The sequence below is a fragment of the Halorubrum rarum genome, assembly GCF_048380895.1.
Taxonomy (GTDB): Archaea; Halobacteriota; Halobacteria; order Halobacteriales; family Haloferacaceae; genus Halorubrum.
Map to the genome: position 1 here is coordinate 21,570 of NZ_JBLWMN010000010.1, position 15,110 is coordinate 36,679.

Genomic DNA, 15,110 nt, shown 5'->3' on the forward strand with positions numbered 1-15,110 from the left:
GTGGTCTCACCCCCGCAATACCCGGTCGGTTCGGTCGTAGCTGCGTGGAAATGTCCGTTCACTTCGAGCGCTGGCTATTTATAGTGCGGTCACTTTCAGCCCTGTATGCCAGAAGGTACCAGTGAGCGAATTAGTCGACGAAACTACCTCCAGTTCGCCGGCGCCGCGGGTGCGGCCGCGATCGCGGGGTGTACCGGCGAGGACGTCGACGATCTCGAGAACGGTGACGACGACGGTAACGGCGACGATACCGGTGACACCGGCGGGGACGACGCCGACGACCACATCCACATCTCCCAGACGCAGGACCCGACGACGCTCGATCCGCACGACCATCGGGAGACGACGACCGACAACGTGATCCTCCAGGCGTACGAGTTCCTTCTCGGTCGGGACCTCGACGGCAACCTCGTCGACGCGATCGCGACGGACTGGGAGATCGTCGACGACGACCGCTACCAACTGGAGATCCGTGACGGGGTGCAGTTCCACAACGGGGACGCTCTCGAGCCGAGCGACTGCGCGTTCAGCATTCGGCGTGTCGTCATCGACGACGCCGGGAACCTCTCGAGCCCGCAGACGGACCAGTTGGCCGGCATCGAGGACGCCGAGGTCGTCGACGGCAAGCGCGCGATCGTCGCGCACACGGACGGACCGACGCCGACGACGTTCTCGAATCTCGGGTCGTACTGTCCGATCATGCAGGAGTCGTGGGTGATGGACCGCGATCCCGCGGACGTCGCTCAGGAGATGAACGGAACCGGGCCGTACCAGCTCGAGGAGTTCGTCGACGGGGAGTACACCGACTTCACCAGCTTCCCGGACTACTGGGACGGCGAAGCCGAGATCGGAAGCGTTCGTATCGACGCCTCACCCGAGACGAGCACGCGAGTCAACAGCCTCCGTGCGGGCGAGATCGACGTCGCGACCGCGGTGTCGCCGGCGGACGCCGGCGGGATAGAGGGCGACGACGACACGTACATCGCGGACGGACCCAGCACGCGGATCCTCATGCTTCCGATGCGGTACGACGTCGAACCGTTCGACAGCCAGGCGTTCCGGCAGGCGATGAACTATGCGATCGACCTCGACTCGATCATCGACAACGTGCTCTCCGGCTTCGGCGATCCGACGGGCCAGCCGACGCTCGAAGGCTACTTCGGATACAACCCCGACATCGATCCGTATCCGTACGATCCCGAGATGGCCGAACAGCTCGTCGAGGAGAGCGGCCACGCGGGCGTGGAGATCGAACTCGACGTGCCGGCGGGTCGGTACCTCCGCAGTGACGAGATCGCACAGGCCTGCGTCAACTTCATCGACGACCTCGACAACGTCAGCTGTGAGATCAACATGCGCGACTTCGGCGAACTGGCCGGACAGCTGCTCGACGGCGACATCACGTCGTCGCCGCCCTTCTTCCTCATCGGCTGGGGGAACACGACGTTCGACGCCGAACAGAACCTCCTCCCGTGGCTCACCGAGGGGACCTCACAGTACACGTTCGTCGACGAGGAGCTCGGCGACCTGATCGAACAGGCGCAAAGCGAGACCGACGTCGACACCCGTGAACAGCTCCTGATGGACGCATGCCAGCGGGCACACGATCTCGGAGTGTTCGTCTTCCTGAACCGCGAGTACCTCGTCTACGGCCTGAATCAGCGGGTCGAATGGGAGCCGACGCCCGACGAGTACTCGCGGGCGTACGAGATGTCGCTCCGGTAACTCGCGTACCGCCGTCCGACCGTTTTCAGTTCGCTCACGACGCTCTCACATGTCACAGTATCAGTTCCTCATTCGCCGCGGTCTCCAGGGCCTCCTCGTCGTCTGGGGAGTCATCACGGTGGTGTTTCTCCTCCGATTCATGACGCCCGGGAGCCCGGTCGATTTCATCGCACCGATCGATGCGGGACCGGAGCTTCGAGCACGGATCGCTCGCAACCTCGGACTCGATCAGCCGATATACACGCAGTACGGACAGTACCTCGCCGGTATCCTGCAGGGAGATATGGGATACTCCTACATTCGGGGCCGGCCCGCAAGCGAGATCATCGCGTTGCGGATCCCGGCGACGATCGAGCTCGCGGTCGCCGCGACCGTCGTCGCGATCGCGTTCTCGATCCCGCTCGGCGTGCTCTCGGCGACGCGGCGTCACCAGCCGGCCGACTACGCGGCGACGGGCTTCTCGCTGGTCGGGATCAGCACGCCGAACTTCTGGCTCGGCATCATGCTCATCATGATCGTCTCGGTCGGACTCGGCCTGCTCCCGACGAGCCAACGTCCGATCGGGCTCGTGGCCGCCCTCGAAATGCTCGTGTTCCAACTCGACACCCTCGGAATACGTGCATGGATCACCCATATGATCCTCCCTGCGATCACGCTCGGAACCTACTTCACCGCAATGATCGTCAGACTCACCCGCAGCGGAATGCTCGACGAACTCGGACAGCCGTACGTGGAAGCCGCACGCGCGAAGGGGCTTCCCGAGACGCTCGTCACCTACAAACACGCCCTCCGTAACACGATGATCCCGATCATCACCGTGTTGGGACTCCAGCTCGGGACGCTCATCGGCGGGGCGGTGATCACGGAGTTCGTGTTCAACTGGCCCGGGCTCGGGACGCTGATCATCGACGCGATCACCGTCCGTGACTGGCCCATCATTCAGGGCGCACTCATCGTCATCGGCGTCGGGTTCGTCGTGATAAACATCGCGGTCGACGCGCTGTACGCGCGGCTCAACCCGCGGGTGACGCTCGAATGAGCCTCATCTCGGACCGCGTCCGCCGAAGCCTCAGATCGGAGTTCTCCCGAAGCCTGATGGCGAAAGTCGGGCTGTTCCTCGTGTTTCTCATGGTGGCGATGGCGACGTTCGCACCGTTTCTGGCACCGCACGATCCCACACAGCAAGGGTTGGACGACTCGAACCTGCCCCCGGCAGGCGTCACCCAGACGAGCGAGCAGTTCCAGATGGTGGACGGCGAGCGACAGATAGTCACCGTCGAGGAGCGGGGAACGCTCGAACACCCGCTGGGGACCGACTCGCTGGGACGTGATCTGTTCTCACGGGTGTTGTTCGGGGCACGAACCTCCCTGATGGTCGGGCTGTTCGGGACCCTCTTTGCCGTCGGAACCGGCGTGAGCGTCGGCCTCACCGCGGGGTACTACGGCGGACGGACCGACGACGTGTTGATGCGGTTCGCGGACGTCATGCTCGCGTTCCCGGCGCTCGTGCTGGCGATCGCACTAGTCGGGCTGTTAGGCCCGCTAACGATACGCATACCCGACCCGTTCGTGCAGCTCGGGTTGGTCGACGGGATGCCGGAGTCGTTCGTGTTTCCGGTCACGCTGACGCTCGTCGTCGGCATCGTCAACTGGGTGTGGTTCGCGCGTGTCGCACGCGGGGAGGCGCTATCGATACGCCAACAGGAGTACGTCAAGGCCGCACGGAGTCTCGGCGCGGGCGACTGGACCATCCTCACGCGACACGTGTTGCCGAACAGCCTCACGCCGATCATCGTGCTCGCGACGATCCAGGTGGCCGCGATCATCTTACTCGAGAGCTCGCTGTCCTTCCTGGGCTTCTCCGGAACGACGCTGTCGTGGGGCTTCGACATCGCGCAGGGGCGTGACTATCTCGGTACGTCGTGGTGGATCTCCAGCATGCCGGGTCTCGCGATCGTCCTCGCGGTCGTCGGGATCAACCTGCTCGGTGACTGGCTCCGGGACGCGCTCGATCCCGGACTCGAGGGCGAACACGGAGGTGGGATGTGATGTCCGAGGCACCGATCCTCCGCGTGGACGGTCTCGAGACCCGATTCTTCACCGAGGAGGGACAAGTGAACGCGGTCGAGGGCGTCGACTTGGAGGTGGCCGACGGCGAGGTGTTCGGCGTCGTCGGCGAGTCGGGCTCCGGAAAGAGCGTGACGGCCCTCTCGCTCATGGGCATGATCGAGTCGCCCGGACGCGTGACGGGGGGAGCGATCTGGTACCGAAGCGCCGAGCTCGCCGAGTCGGTCGCGGACGAGACGCCCGAGGCGGTCGACGGCGACGAGGTGAACCTGCTCGCGCTTCCCGACCGGATCCGGCGAACGCTTCGGGGAACGCACTTCAGTATGGTCTTTCAGGACCCGATGAGCAGCTTCAACCCGAGTCTGACGGTCGGCGAGCAGATCGCGGAGGCGGTCGAGGCCCAACAGCGGGCCCGGTCGAACCCGCGCTCGGTCGCCTCCCGGACGCAGGGATACGGGCTCGGGCAGTACCTCATGAGCTTCGTCTCCTCCTCGCGGGAGTACGTGACCGAGGAGAGCCGCGATCGCGCGGTCGAACTGCTCGAGCTGGTCGGCATCCCCGACCCGGTGTTGCGTGCCGACGAGTATCCACACGAGTACTCCGGCGGGATGTTACAGCGTGCGATGGTCGCGCAGGCGCTGGCTGGCGAGCCGAACGTGCTGATCGCCGACGAGCCGACGACCGCGCTCGACGTCACCATCCAGGCGCAGGTGCTCGATCTGCTCGACGACATCCAGGCTGAGACGGGGATGACGATCGCGCTCATCACACACGATCTCGGAGTCGTCGCTCGGATGTGTGATCGCGTCGGCGTGATGTACGCCGGAGAGATAGTCGAGCGCGGCACGCTCGCAGACGTGTTCGACGCGCCGACTCACCCGTACACGAAGGGGTTGTTGGGAAGCGTCCCGAACCTCGACGATGCCGGCGGCCGGCTCCAGCCGATCGCGGGCAACGTCCCGAGCCTCCTCGCCCACGAGATGCCCGACCGGTGTTACTTCGCGGATCGCTGCCCGAAGGCGATGGAGGCGTGTCTGGAGAAACCTCCGGAGTTCGCGGTCGACGACGGGACGGCCGACCACGCCGCGAAGTGTTACCTCGCGAGGGAGCCGTACGACGAGTCGACCGCGCTTCCGAGCGGCTACTTCGAGGACGGTTCCGCCGATCGAAGCGACGGATCGGAATCGATGGGCGGTCCCGAGATCGTCGGTGACGGGGGTGAGCGTCGATGAGCGCCGACGAGCCGCTGGTCCGCGTTCGCGGACTGGAGAAGTACTTCTGGGAGAACGACTCGCTTCTCGACAGGCTGTTCGGCGACGGCACGACCGCGATCAAGGCGGTCGACGGGGTCAACTTCGACATCCGGCGCGGAGAGACGCTCGGCCTCGTCGGCGAGTCCGGCTGCGGGAAGTCGACGACGGGAGAGACGGTACTCCGGCTTCAGGAGCCGACGGGCGGTTCCGTCGAGTTCGAGGGAGAGAACGTGTACGACCTCGACGGGGCCGACCTCCAGGCGTTCCGTCGCGATGCGCAGGTCGTCTTTCAGGACCCCTTCTCCAGTTTGGACCCACGGATGACGGTCGGCGAGATCGTGCGCCAACCGCTGGATATCCACGATATCGGGACCGCAGCGGACCGCACGGACCGAGTGGCCGAACTGCTCGAACACGTCGGACTCTCCGCAGACCAGCTCGACCGATACCCACACGAGTTCTCCGGCGGGCAGCGCCAGCGGATCGGTATCGCTCGCGCGCTCGCGCTCGAACCGGAGTTCATCCTGTTGGACGAGCCGACGAGCGCGCTCGACGTCTCCGTGCAGGCGCAGGTACTGAACCTGTTGGACGATCTCCAAGCGGAGTTCGATCTCACGTACCTGCTCATCAGCCACGACCTCTCCGTGATCAATCACGTCTGTGACCGGGTGGCGGTGATGTATCTCGGGGAACTGGTCGAGATCGGTCCGGCCGAGGATATCTTCGACGACCCGAAACATCCGTACACGGAGGCGCTCCTGTCGTCGGTCCCGCGGGCGACCACCGACGAGCAGGACCGCGACCGAGAGACCATCTCCGGGGACGTCCCCTCGCCGCGAAACCCGCCGTCGGGCTGTTCGTTCCGGACGCGCTGCCCGGTCGTGATACGGCCGTCAGACGTCGACGTGAGCCGCGAAACGTACCGCGAGATCGTCGAGTACCGGACGTTACTCGAGAACGGTCGACTCGATCCGGAGAAGCGGTGGGAACAGCTCGGTGACCCGGACCGAACGGACACCGAGGCGTTCGTGGACGGGCTGTTCGAGGAGCTGTTCTCGCACGAGCTCGACGGACGGGACGAAACGGTCGTTCGGGAGTCGTTCGAGGCGCTCGCCGACGTGGACGTCGAGACCGCCGAAGCGGTGCTCCGCGACCGGTATGAGTCGGTGTGTGAGGTCGTCGATCCGAAGCTGACCGACGATCCGCACCCGTCCGCGTGCCTCCGGGACGACCAACCGAAACCGGTCCGCGACGCGGTAGACGAGTGGGGACGCGACGGGCGCGTCGATCCGGTGGCCGAGCGGAGCGAGAACGGCATCGTCGATGCGGAGTGATGCGGAGAACGACGGCTGACCACCGGACCGACTGTCGGATCGGTCGTCCACACCGGCCGAAACGCCTACGGCATCGGCCGACGACGTCGACCGCATGCAGGCTCGTGATCTGATGGAGACGGACGTGAAGACGGTCGCCCCGGACGACGACGTGTCCGCGGTGTTCAAGCGATTCGCGCGATACCCGTTCAGCGGATTTCCGGTCGTTGACGACGACGGGTCGGTGGTCGGGGTCGTCACGGAGTCCGATCTCGTCGACCTGTTCGAGCCCGACGACGAGACCCTCTGGATACCGATCGGGCTCCCCCCGTTCGTCGACACGCTCACCTACCAAGTGAAGCCGCCGTGGGCGGATCTGGATCTCGGCGTCGACCTCGTTCGCAACGCCGACAAACCGATCTCGGAGGTGATGAGCACCGACGTCGCGACCGTGACTCCCGACGCCGACGTCGACGATGTCCTCGCGCTGCTCGGGTCCGACGACCCGAACATCAACCGTGTCCCCGTCGTCGACGAGGACGGTCGTCTCGTCGGGATCATCGCTCGGCAGGACGTGATCAAGGCGTTCCGGGATCGACGGATCGAGTAGCGAGCTCCCAGACGTCGTTCGCGCTCACGGGTCCACCCGTGCCAGCCACGTCTCGGGTCGGTCGAGCTCCGTGCTGGTCGGGAGGTACTCGGGACGTTCCCAGACGACGCTCGCCCCGTCGAGCCCTCGCGCGTCGGCGACGGCCTCGAAGAACGCCGCACCGCGCTCGTACTGCCGTCGTTTGAGATCGAGACCGAGGAACCGACGCATGACCCGCTGGAACGGACCACCGCCGTCGCGACGGGCATCGACCTTTCGACGGAGGTCCGCGTATTCGTCGTCGAACGCTCGATCCATCAACAGCTCCGCGTAGCCCTCGACCGCTGTCATCGCGAGCTGCAGCTCGACGAACGCCTCCCGGTCGAATCTGCCTGCCGTGAGCGTCTCGACGCCCTCCTCGACGCGCGACTCGAGGTACGTCGGCAGCCACGGGGCGACCCCGAACTCCGCGGCGTGAGCCACCTCGTGGAACGCGATCCAGCGCCGGAATCGGGGATAGTCGGCGTCCAGCTCCGCGGCGACCGCGACGATGTTCGGGTGGACGAAGTAGAGCCCGTGATCGGCGTCGGGCTCGTTCGCCAACAGGAGGGGATCGTACTGGCCGAGCACGTTTCGGGCGAGGAACCCGAGCGTCACCGCCATCGATCCGGTGTTGACGACGCGGGAGAGGTCGGGTAGCACCGGAGTGGCGACCGCCTCGATCGGTCGCATCACGTTCTCGAACGTCGACAGACTGGCGTCTATCCAGTGATGTCGGTTCTGTATCTCGACGGTTTCGGGAACTTCGAACTCGATCCCGGCGACCGATCGAAGGCGTGACCGGGCGTCCCGTACGTCCGCAGCGTATCCCTCCCGCTCGGCGGGAGAGAGCGCGAGCGAGCCGGGGTCCGTGCTCGCTTTCGCGGCCTCCGCCGCGTTCTCCCAATCCACGACGCCCGCTCCGGACGCCTCGGAGACCGCACGGAGCCCTCGAAGCACGTTCATACCCTATCGAGGAGTGCCGGATTCAAATCAGTTGTGTCCCTCAGCGGACGACACGTCGTTACCGTTCCTGGAGCGGACTCAGTCGTCGAGCGCGTCCAGCTCATCGGCCGCGTCGAGATCCGTCTCTCCGAGTACCTTCCACGCGATAGCTGCGAGCGCCACGACGACGAGCACGACGAGTAACCCCGCGCCGATGGTACGTCCCGAACGGCTCGAGCCGGCGTGCTCGCTTTCGTCCTCGTCGACGTCCGAGTCGGGCGGTTCCGCCGCCTCGTCGTCAGACGATACGTCGAGCGTCTTCGATCCTAACTGTATCCGCGCGTCGCCGAGGTGGATCTCGAGTAGCGTCAGCGATCGGTCCGACATGATCAGTCGTTCTCTCGCCACCCGCTTAACCGTGCTGGCGACCGGCGGTAGTCCCCGTTGATCGAACCGACGGATCTCTTATTAATCAACCGACGAGTCCCTCGGGGTTCGCGACCGAGGGGCACCGCGTCTGGCTCGAGTACGTCGACGAGTTCGCCGTCGACGTCCGATCGACGGACGGGTCGAGCGACGACCCCGACCACTGATCCCACGACAAAGCGCCCCACGGCGGGGTGAAAGCGGAACTGTTTTACTTCGGTCTTTCATATCCTCGAGTGCGTTCAGACGAACGCGGACACACGCTCTGGTGGTGTAGTCCGGCCAATCATATTGCCCTCTCACGGCAATGACCTGGGTTCGAATCCCAGCCGGAGCACTTCTTTCCTTCCGCCGTCTTGCGATTTTGGCTTGTGTGAACGAGGTCGAATGACTCAATCCGCAGACCAAACAAATTCGAAGTATTCACACACCCCGACGCCTTCTTTCGATTTCCGGGTTTACCGGACCAATTAGACTCGAAGGATTCAGACGGGGACATCACAGCGAACGAAGCCTCGGAGACGATGTGACGATAAACCTTGACGAGTACCCCCATCGTCACCGAGGTATCGGAATCGTACCTGAACCAACGTTAGCTCCTTGATTACCGTGCCGAGCGTGAAGAGTGCTTGCGCTGGCTTCTCGCGTACGGAAAAGACCCGGACAAAGCAAAAGGATACGCGAAAGGGACGATCGAACCCCGAGCGTGTCGCATGGATCAGTTCTACCGCTTCGTCTGGGAGCAAGAGGAGGGATACACCGCAAACCTCACGCACGACCATGCCGACGCGTGGATGGACCACCTCGCCCACCGAGACGTGAGCGCGGTACACAAAGTCAACTGCCAGAAGTCGGTGAAGATGCTCTACAAGTGGCTCCGTCACGAGCGTGGTACCGCAAATTCCGTGAGATCGTTCTGATGTGTGCGGTCTACAACATCAAGCAAACCGTGAACCAGTGAAATCAAACGCCGTCTGGCGATTCACCAGAGCCCATTTTATAAGGGTTAGAAGAACAGCAAACCACGTACGACCATTACCCGGAATATCAGGCACTTTTGACGAATAATACGGCGAAGGAGGTGTATCCGGTTTCGGGTCGTTATCATTCATATGCAATGTGTACAGCTGGCTGGTTAATTACTGTTTGATGAGTGGCTGCGATCGTTCGCTTTCGCATGGAATCAGCGTCTCTGAACACTACCCGGGACCGACGTCATAGATTTATATCTGTAAGACCGACAAAACGTTATTAATGGACTCGACGCACGCGTTCCCCCGGACGTTACCGAGGATATTCACTTCTGCTCTCAATCGACACCCCGAGTTACCCGCGATTCGGTTCCGCAGTGCGGAGCTGACATATCGGGAACTCAACCGACAATCGAACGCGATCGCGAACGGGTTCGTCGCGTCGGGCATCCAGCCCGAAGATCGGATCGCAGTCTTACTCTCGAATCGGATCGAGACCCCCATTGTCGACATCGCCACGTTCAAAGCCGGCGGAGCGCGCCTCCCGATCAATCCGGCGCTATCGAGATCGGAGATCGAATACGTCCTTTCGGACTCGCACGCGACCGCAGTGGTCTGTGACGACGACACTCGACCGATCGTCGACGCGATCCGATCTACCGTCCCCCCTGAGGTGTGTATCACGACGGAGTCGGAGCCACCATCGGGGTGGCGATCGATCGAGCAGTTCGAATCCTATCACGACAACGACTGCCCGCCGTCGGTGTCGGTGACGCCCGAGTCGATCGCTGGACACTTCTACACCGGTGGTACGACCGGCGACCCGAAAGGAGTCTGTTACACCCATGCGTGTTTGACGGCAAATTTCCTCGCACACCTGCTCGAACTCGGGTTCGAAGAAAGCGACATCGGGCTCGTCTCGACCCCGCTTTCGCACTCGGGCGGGACGTTCTTGCTTTCGGGGTTACTCGCCGGGGGGACAGTTGTCATCCAGCGGTCGTTCGACATCGGTCGGACTATCGAGGCGATCGATGCGCACGATGTGACGTGGACGTTTCTCGTCCCTACGATGTTGTATCGTCTACTGGATGAGGGCACGTCTCGGACGGACCTTGAGTCCATCGACCGCATCATCTACGGAGCTGCGCCGATCCAGCCCGATCGCCTGCGAGAGGCGATCGATCGGTTCGGACCGATATTCGTGCAGTTTTACGGCCAGACAGAGGTCCCGAACCTCATTTCCACGCTGGATCGTCGCGATCATGCACTCGCAATTCGGGACGGCCACAACGACCTCTTGCGTGCGGCGGGCAAACCGTGTCGACTCGTTGATCTCCGAATCGTCGATCCGGATACCGGACGAGACGTCCTCCCGGGCGACCACGGCGAGATCGTTGTGTCGTCACCGTACACCTTCGCCAAGTACTTCGAACGACCCAAAGTGACCGATCAGACTCTCCGGGACGGATGGGTCCACACCGGCGACATCGGTCGGATCGACGATAAGGGTTATCTCTTTCTGGTCGATCGGGAGGGTGACGTCGTCGTCAGTGGCGGGATGAACGTCTACACCCGAGAAGTCGAAAGAGTGCTGGGCGAGCATCCAGCTGTCGAGTCTATCGCCGTGATCGGCGTCCCACACGACGACTGGGGCGAGGCAGTCCACGCTGTCGTCGTCTCTGCCGAAGACATCGGAGAGGACTCGCTTCGGCGACACGTTGACGATCGGCTCGCGGGATACAAATTGCCGAAATCCTACGAGTTCGTCGATCGACTCCCGATGACGCCGCTTGGGAAACCCGACAAGGAAGCGCTTCGTGATCTGCACTGGGACGGCGATCGTCGGATCGGGTAATCGCGATCGGTAGTGGGACGGCGATCGGCGGATCGTGAGGGAAGAACCTCTTTTGGGAGTTCTCCGGAGTTACTACCTATGGTCGAATACGGCCCGGTGCCATCCGATCGGGCGGCGGAGTACCGAGACGTCGTCAACTACGCGTTTTGGCTCGGTGAGGGGCCGCTAGGGACGGCTGACGACCTCGACGCTCACCTGTATCCCGACCTAGGCGATCGACGGGCCGTCTTCGACGAGGACGCACTCCGCTGTGTCTGTCGGCAGTACACGCTTTCGACGCGGATCCGGGGGGATCGCCACGCCCTCGGGGGGATCACCGTGGGTTGTTCGGCGTCGAACTCCTGGATCTCGTCGACGATCCGATCGCTCCCTGGAACGACGCGAGGTTCGCGATCGAGTGGCGAACCGGGACGGCGCGGTGCGAACGAACCGACGCTGATCCGGATGTTCGTCTCGACATGTCGACTCTTTCGCAACTGTACGTCGGGTCGAGTGAGTCGGCACCCGTTCTTCCGTTTTGCAATGTCGAGAGAAACGGCGAAACAGTGCTCCGATCGTCACCGGTAGACGAAACGACTAGTCGAGTTCGGACTCGACCGTCGACAGCGTCGCATGCATCCGATCGACGACGAGGTCGGCGTCCGCCTCGTCGATCGTCAACGGCGGCGTGATGAGCGTGTGATCCCCGAACCGGCCGTCGACGTGCCCGCCGCTGGGGTAAGTGAGGATCCCGTTGTCGAGACCCGTCTCGAACAACAGCGACTGGAACGTCTTCCCCGTCGATTCCAACGGCGCTTTCGTTTCGCGATCGCCGACGAACTCCACGCCGATCATGAGGCCTTTCCCCCGAACGTCGCCGACGAACTCGTACTCGTAGAACTCCTGACAACGCTTTCGGAGGTACGCGCCGACGTCGCGGGCGTTCGCGACTAGGTCATGTTCCTTGACGTACTCGAGTACCGCCAGTCCGATCGCTGCCGACGTTGGGTTAAAACAGTACGTATGGCCGTGCTGGAACCCGTCCTCCAGGCCGACGAAGGTGTCGACCACGCGCTCGTGGGGCATCGTGCCGCCGATCGGGGAGTAGCCGCCGCTCATCCCCTTCGCGCCAGTGATGATGTCAGGCGTGACGTCGAAGTGTTCGATCGCGAAGTTCTCGCCCGTCCGACCGAATCCAGACATGACCTCGTCGACAATGAACAACACGTCGTGCTCGTCACAGATCTCTCGAATTCGCTGGAAGTACCCCTCGTGTGGATACGCTCCCGCGTTAGCCGCACCGGTGACCGGTTCTGCAATGAACGCGGCAACGCTGTCAGCACCCTCGTCCTGGATGAGTCGTTCGACATCGTCCGCACAGGCGACGCCGCATCGGTGGCCACCGTCCCCGTCGCACCGTTCACACCGGTAGGGAGCCCCAGTGGGTGCCTTTGGGAAGTTCGAAAAGAGCGGCTCCATCTTGTCCTTACGCGAGGGAAACCCCGACAGTGCCATGGCAATTCCCGTGTTGCCGTGGTAGCTGCGCCGCCTCGATATGATCTTGTATTTGCCCTCGTTTCCCCGCTCGTAGTGGTACTGACGGGCCATTTTGACTGCACTCTCGTTGGCCTCCGACCCGCTGGAGACCAGCCACGTGTGTTCGAACCCGTCGGGGGTGAACGCCGCAATCTTCTCGGTGTACTCTTGTGCGGGTTCGTTTGCGAACAGCATACTCGAGGTGTACTCGAGTCGTTCGATCTGTTCCCTGGCTGCTTCGGCGATTTCAGCGAGTCCGTGGCCGACGTTCGCGTTCTGGTTGCCCGAGATTGCGTCGAAGTACTTGTTGCCGTCGGCATCCCATACCCAAGGCCCCTCCCCTTGAGTGATCGTAACGTACTCCTTGTCGAAGACCCGCGGAAACATCCCGCCGAGGTCGGTACCGCTCGTCGTGGTTCTGGCGCTGTCCGAATCGTTGGTGTCGGTCATCGTGCGTATGTGTCGTCCATATTGATTGTTGAATCGTTTATTTCTCTATTCCTCGTCGTGGATCGATCGCAGTTGCCGCCAGTGATCGAGGACGGTGTCGCTCCACTCCTCGAAGCCGACCTCGTAGACGTAGTCGGTGCCACGGAGAACGACGTCGGCAGGATCGATCGTCCGCAACATCGCAACCTCCGCGTTCGTCGGTTCCCGGGTCGTAAACACGTCGTCTGCGACCCGGAGGTCCCACTGAACCTCTGACCGGACGTTATCGACGGAGACATCCGGATGGGTCGATTTCAGTATCATTTCACCGTCGTCGAAGCCGAAGACGGCCATATCTGTGATCACAGCACAGGGACCCTCGCCCTTGAACCCCGAGGCCGACCGCTCGCCGGAGGCGTCGAGGTGTCCCGGCGCCGTCCGATAGTCGATCTCCTCGGCGAAGGCTCGGCGCTTCTGGCGCATCATGACAACCGTTCGGCCGCAAGAGGTCATAATGTCGTTACTGCCGCCTGAGCCGGGGAGACGGACTTTCGGACGATCGTAGGTCCGATCACCGATCACCGCCGTTGAGTTCGTGTTCCCACGGCTGTCGATCTGGCCTGCGCCGATGATCCCCACGTCGAACGCGCCGCGCTGGTTGTCGACGAAGATCTCAAACTGGTCGGTCGCGACCAGCGCGTCGACACCCAACACCGTGTCGGAGATCGACTGGACGACTCCGGGAGGGACTGAGCCGACGTACCCAGACTCCGTGACGAGGTGGCAATTCGGCGCATGGGTGTACTTTGCGAGCACCCCGGACATTAACGACATGCCGACCCCGATGAAGGCGGTCTCGCCGTCGTGGATCTGTCGTGCCGCCGTGACGGCAAGCAGTTCGGTGCGAGTGTACTCCGCGGCCGTCTCGTGCGGTCGGTCCACACCGAGCGGATTGGTTGTCGTCGAATCAATGCCGGATTGGGACTGATCCGAATCAGTCAGGTGTCCCTCCTCGGTCATCGGTCGACCTCCGTCAGATCGTTGATTTCGGCTTCCATCCGTTCGAGCGTCGCGAGCCGCTTTGTACCGATCCGCTCGAGGTACTCCTCGTGCGGGACGATCCACTCGTCGATCCACTCGAGGAAGTCAGCCCGCTCCATTGATCGGAGTCCGTACTCGCGATAAAACGGGAGGTCGGCGTAGTAGTAGCCGTAGCAGTGCCACGGGTGCGAGCCGAACGGGACCTCGACGACCGCGTCGACCGTGTAGAACGGAATTCGAGTGAGTTCCGGGCGATCGCGTATCTCCGCAGTCGAAACGAGTTCCTCGCAGGTGAGTATCGTGTGCGATGCGGCGCGTGCTTTCAAGTGATCGTTGACCACGTTTCCGTAGATCTGGGCGTTACCCATCCGATCGCACCGCTGGACGTGGATGATCGCCACGTCCGGGTTCGCCGGCGGGACCAGCGTGAGCCGATCGCCGGATCCCATGGGATCGTCGATGATTTCGAGGTCATCGTTGTAAGTCGGAATGTCCGAGTTGACCATCGATCGTGTTGGGACGAACGGAACGTCCATCGCGCCAGCAAGGAACATGAGCGAGGAGCCGAAGTTCGACAGGTCCCGCATTTGCAGGTGGTGTGGAACGCCGTTTTCGACCGCGTTCCGAATGTTGTGTCCCTGCGAGATGAGGCTCGTACCAACCCACGAACCCACGTATTCGTCGACTACGCCAGCCCCGACCATGATGTCTAGAAGTGTCGTTCGAGCGTCATCGAGGACTGTCAACTCACGTTTTCCCTGCCGGACGATTTCCCGGGCGGCCGCTTCCGGATCGCGTCCGCCCATGCCGCCGAAGGCGACGCTCGCCCCGTCGTGGACGTACTCGTCGATCGCGTCGGTCAGATCAGTCGTTTTGTCCCGCTGTGCTGTCCTGGTTCCTTGCTGTTCCCCCGTGTTCTCCGTTCGGTCTTTCATGCGTGCG

Annotated in this window: 14 protein-coding genes and 1 tRNA gene; 10 read left to right on the plus strand and 5 right to left on the minus strand. The window is 62.9% G+C overall.

Features of this window, described 5'->3' with window-relative positions; all coding sequences use genetic code 11:
• The first annotated feature begins 105 nt into the window (after positions 1 to 105).
• The 6 genes from ACNSN7_RS09435 to ACNSN7_RS09460 all read left to right on the plus strand — a co-directional run bounded on the left by ACNSN7_RS09435 (position 106) and on the right by ACNSN7_RS09460 (position 6,968).
• Positions 106 to 1,725, plus strand: coding sequence for an ABC transporter substrate-binding protein (locus tag ACNSN7_RS09435; protein WP_418282027.1), 1,620 nt, complete (start codon positions 106 to 108; stop codon positions 1,723 to 1,725).
• A gap of 49 nt (positions 1,726 to 1,774) precedes the next feature.
• Complete coding sequence (locus tag ACNSN7_RS09440) at positions 1,775 to 2,764, plus strand: ABC transporter permease (protein WP_418282028.1); 990 nt, start codon at positions 1,775 to 1,777, stop codon at positions 2,762 to 2,764.
• Positions 2,761 to 3,774, plus strand: coding sequence for an ABC transporter permease (locus tag ACNSN7_RS09445; protein WP_418282029.1), 1,014 nt, complete (start codon positions 2,761 to 2,763; stop codon positions 3,772 to 3,774). The genes ACNSN7_RS09440 and ACNSN7_RS09445 overlap by 4 nt, the downstream gene beginning before the upstream one ends.
• Entirely contained in the window at positions 3,774 to 5,024 is a 1,251-nt protein-coding gene (locus ACNSN7_RS09450; protein WP_418282030.1) for an ABC transporter ATP-binding protein, read from the plus strand. The genes ACNSN7_RS09445 and ACNSN7_RS09450 overlap by 1 nt, the downstream gene beginning before the upstream one ends.
• The gene (locus tag ACNSN7_RS09455; RefSeq protein WP_418282031.1) at positions 5,021 to 6,379 is read left to right on the plus strand and encodes an ABC transporter ATP-binding protein; all 1,359 of its coding nucleotides are present in this window, start codon (positions 5,021 to 5,023) and stop codon (positions 6,377 to 6,379) included. Before ACNSN7_RS09450 ends, ACNSN7_RS09455 begins: the two co-directional genes overlap by 4 nt.
• A gap of 94 nt (positions 6,380 to 6,473) precedes the next feature.
• Positions 6,474 to 6,968 carry a CBS domain-containing protein gene (locus ACNSN7_RS09460; RefSeq protein ID WP_418282032.1) on the plus strand — a complete coding sequence of 165 codons (495 nt, stop codon included), beginning with the start codon at positions 6,474 to 6,476 and terminating at the stop codon, positions 6,966 to 6,968.
• 24 nt (positions 6,969 to 6,992) lie between these two features.
• Here ACNSN7_RS09460 and ACNSN7_RS09465 read toward each other — a convergent pair whose 3' ends face one another.
• Complete coding sequence (locus ACNSN7_RS09465; protein ID WP_418282033.1) at positions 6,993 to 7,952, minus strand: zinc-dependent metalloprotease; 960 nt, start codon at positions 7,950 to 7,952, stop codon at positions 6,993 to 6,995.
• Positions 7,953 to 8,030: 78 nt separating this feature from the next.
• Positions 8,031 to 8,318, minus strand: a complete 288-nt coding sequence (locus tag ACNSN7_RS09470) for a hypothetical protein (protein WP_418282034.1) — start codon at positions 8,316 to 8,318, stop codon at positions 8,031 to 8,033.
• Positions 8,319 to 8,619: 301 nt separating this feature from the next.
• Between ACNSN7_RS09470 and ACNSN7_RS09475 the strand changes: the two genes are divergently transcribed.
• The 4 genes from ACNSN7_RS09475 (at position 8,620) to ACNSN7_RS09490 (ending at position 11,854) form a co-directional block, all read left to right on the plus strand.
• Positions 8,620 to 8,694 (plus strand) — tRNA-Glu (locus ACNSN7_RS09475).
• A gap of 376 nt (positions 8,695 to 9,070) precedes the next feature.
• The gene (locus ACNSN7_RS09480; protein ID WP_418282106.1) at positions 9,071 to 9,277 is read left to right on the plus strand and encodes a site-specific integrase; all 207 of its coding nucleotides are present in this window, start codon (positions 9,071 to 9,073) and stop codon (positions 9,275 to 9,277) included.
• A 334-nt stretch (positions 9,278 to 9,611) separates the two neighbouring features.
• Positions 9,612 to 11,183, plus strand: a complete 1,572-nt coding sequence (locus tag ACNSN7_RS09485) for an AMP-binding protein (RefSeq protein WP_418282035.1) — start codon at positions 9,612 to 9,614, stop codon at positions 11,181 to 11,183.
• 323 nt (positions 11,184 to 11,506) lie between these two features.
• Positions 11,507 to 11,854 (plus strand): sterol carrier protein domain-containing protein, encoded by a 348-nt coding sequence (locus tag ACNSN7_RS09490; RefSeq protein ID WP_418282036.1) that lies wholly within the window; start codon positions 11,507 to 11,509, stop codon positions 11,852 to 11,854.
• Here the strand turns inward: ACNSN7_RS09490 and ACNSN7_RS09495 are convergent.
• From ACNSN7_RS09495 to ACNSN7_RS09505, 3 genes are read right to left on the minus strand one after another with little or no spacing between them, the layout of a single operon-like run.
• Positions 11,760 to 13,148: an aminotransferase family protein gene (locus tag ACNSN7_RS09495; RefSeq protein WP_418282037.1), complete on the minus strand. Its 1,389-nt coding sequence runs from the start codon at positions 13,146 to 13,148 to the stop codon at positions 11,760 to 11,762. The genes ACNSN7_RS09490 and ACNSN7_RS09495 overlap by 95 nt on opposite strands.
• 45 nt (positions 13,149 to 13,193) lie before the next feature.
• Positions 13,194 to 14,147 carry a CoA-transferase subunit beta gene (locus tag ACNSN7_RS09500; RefSeq protein ID WP_418282038.1) on the minus strand — a complete coding sequence of 318 codons (954 nt, stop codon included), beginning with the start codon at positions 14,145 to 14,147 and terminating at the stop codon, positions 13,194 to 13,196.
• Positions 14,144 to 15,103 (minus strand): CoA transferase subunit A, encoded by a 960-nt coding sequence (locus ACNSN7_RS09505; RefSeq protein ID WP_418282039.1) that lies wholly within the window; start codon positions 15,101 to 15,103, stop codon positions 14,144 to 14,146. The genes ACNSN7_RS09500 and ACNSN7_RS09505 overlap by 4 nt, the downstream gene beginning before the upstream one ends.
• Between the last annotated feature and the right edge of the window lie 7 nt (positions 15,104 to 15,110).

Coding starts and splice junctions, on each gene's coding strand:
- ACNSN7_RS09435 (WP_418282027.1), top strand. CDS start 106: ATGCCAGAAGGTACCAGTGAGCGAATTAGTCGACGAAACTACCTCCAG.
- ACNSN7_RS09440 (WP_418282028.1), top strand. CDS start 1,775: ATGTCACAGTATCAGTTCCTCATTCGCCGCGGTCTCCAGGGCCTCCTC.
- ACNSN7_RS09445 (WP_418282029.1), top strand. CDS start 2,761: ATGAGCCTCATCTCGGACCGCGTCCGCCGAAGCCTCAGATCGGAGTTC.
- ACNSN7_RS09450 (WP_418282030.1), top strand. CDS start 3,774: ATGTCCGAGGCACCGATCCTCCGCGTGGACGGTCTCGAGACCCGATTC.
- ACNSN7_RS09455 (WP_418282031.1), top strand. CDS start 5,021: ATGAGCGCCGACGAGCCGCTGGTCCGCGTTCGCGGACTGGAGAAGTAC.
- ACNSN7_RS09460 (WP_418282032.1), top strand. CDS start 6,474: ATGCAGGCTCGTGATCTGATGGAGACGGACGTGAAGACGGTCGCCCCG.
- ACNSN7_RS09465 (WP_418282033.1), bottom strand. CDS start 7,952: ATGAACGTGCTTCGAGGGCTCCGTGCGGTCTCCGAGGCGTCCGGAGCG.
- ACNSN7_RS09470 (WP_418282034.1), bottom strand. CDS start 8,318: ATGTCGGACCGATCGCTGACGCTACTCGAGATCCACCTCGGCGACGCG.
- ACNSN7_RS09480 (WP_418282106.1), top strand. CDS start 9,071: ATGGATCAGTTCTACCGCTTCGTCTGGGAGCAAGAGGAGGGATACACC.
- ACNSN7_RS09485 (WP_418282035.1), top strand. CDS start 9,612: ATGGACTCGACGCACGCGTTCCCCCGGACGTTACCGAGGATATTCACT.
- ACNSN7_RS09495 (WP_418282037.1), bottom strand. CDS start 13,148: ATGACCGACACCAACGATTCGGACAGCGCCAGAACCACGACGAGCGGT.
- ACNSN7_RS09500 (WP_418282038.1), bottom strand. CDS start 14,147: ATGACCGAGGAGGGACACCTGACTGATTCGGATCAGTCCCAATCCGGC.
- ACNSN7_RS09505 (WP_418282039.1), bottom strand. CDS start 15,103: ATGAAAGACCGAACGGAGAACACGGGGGAACAGCAAGGAACCAGGACA.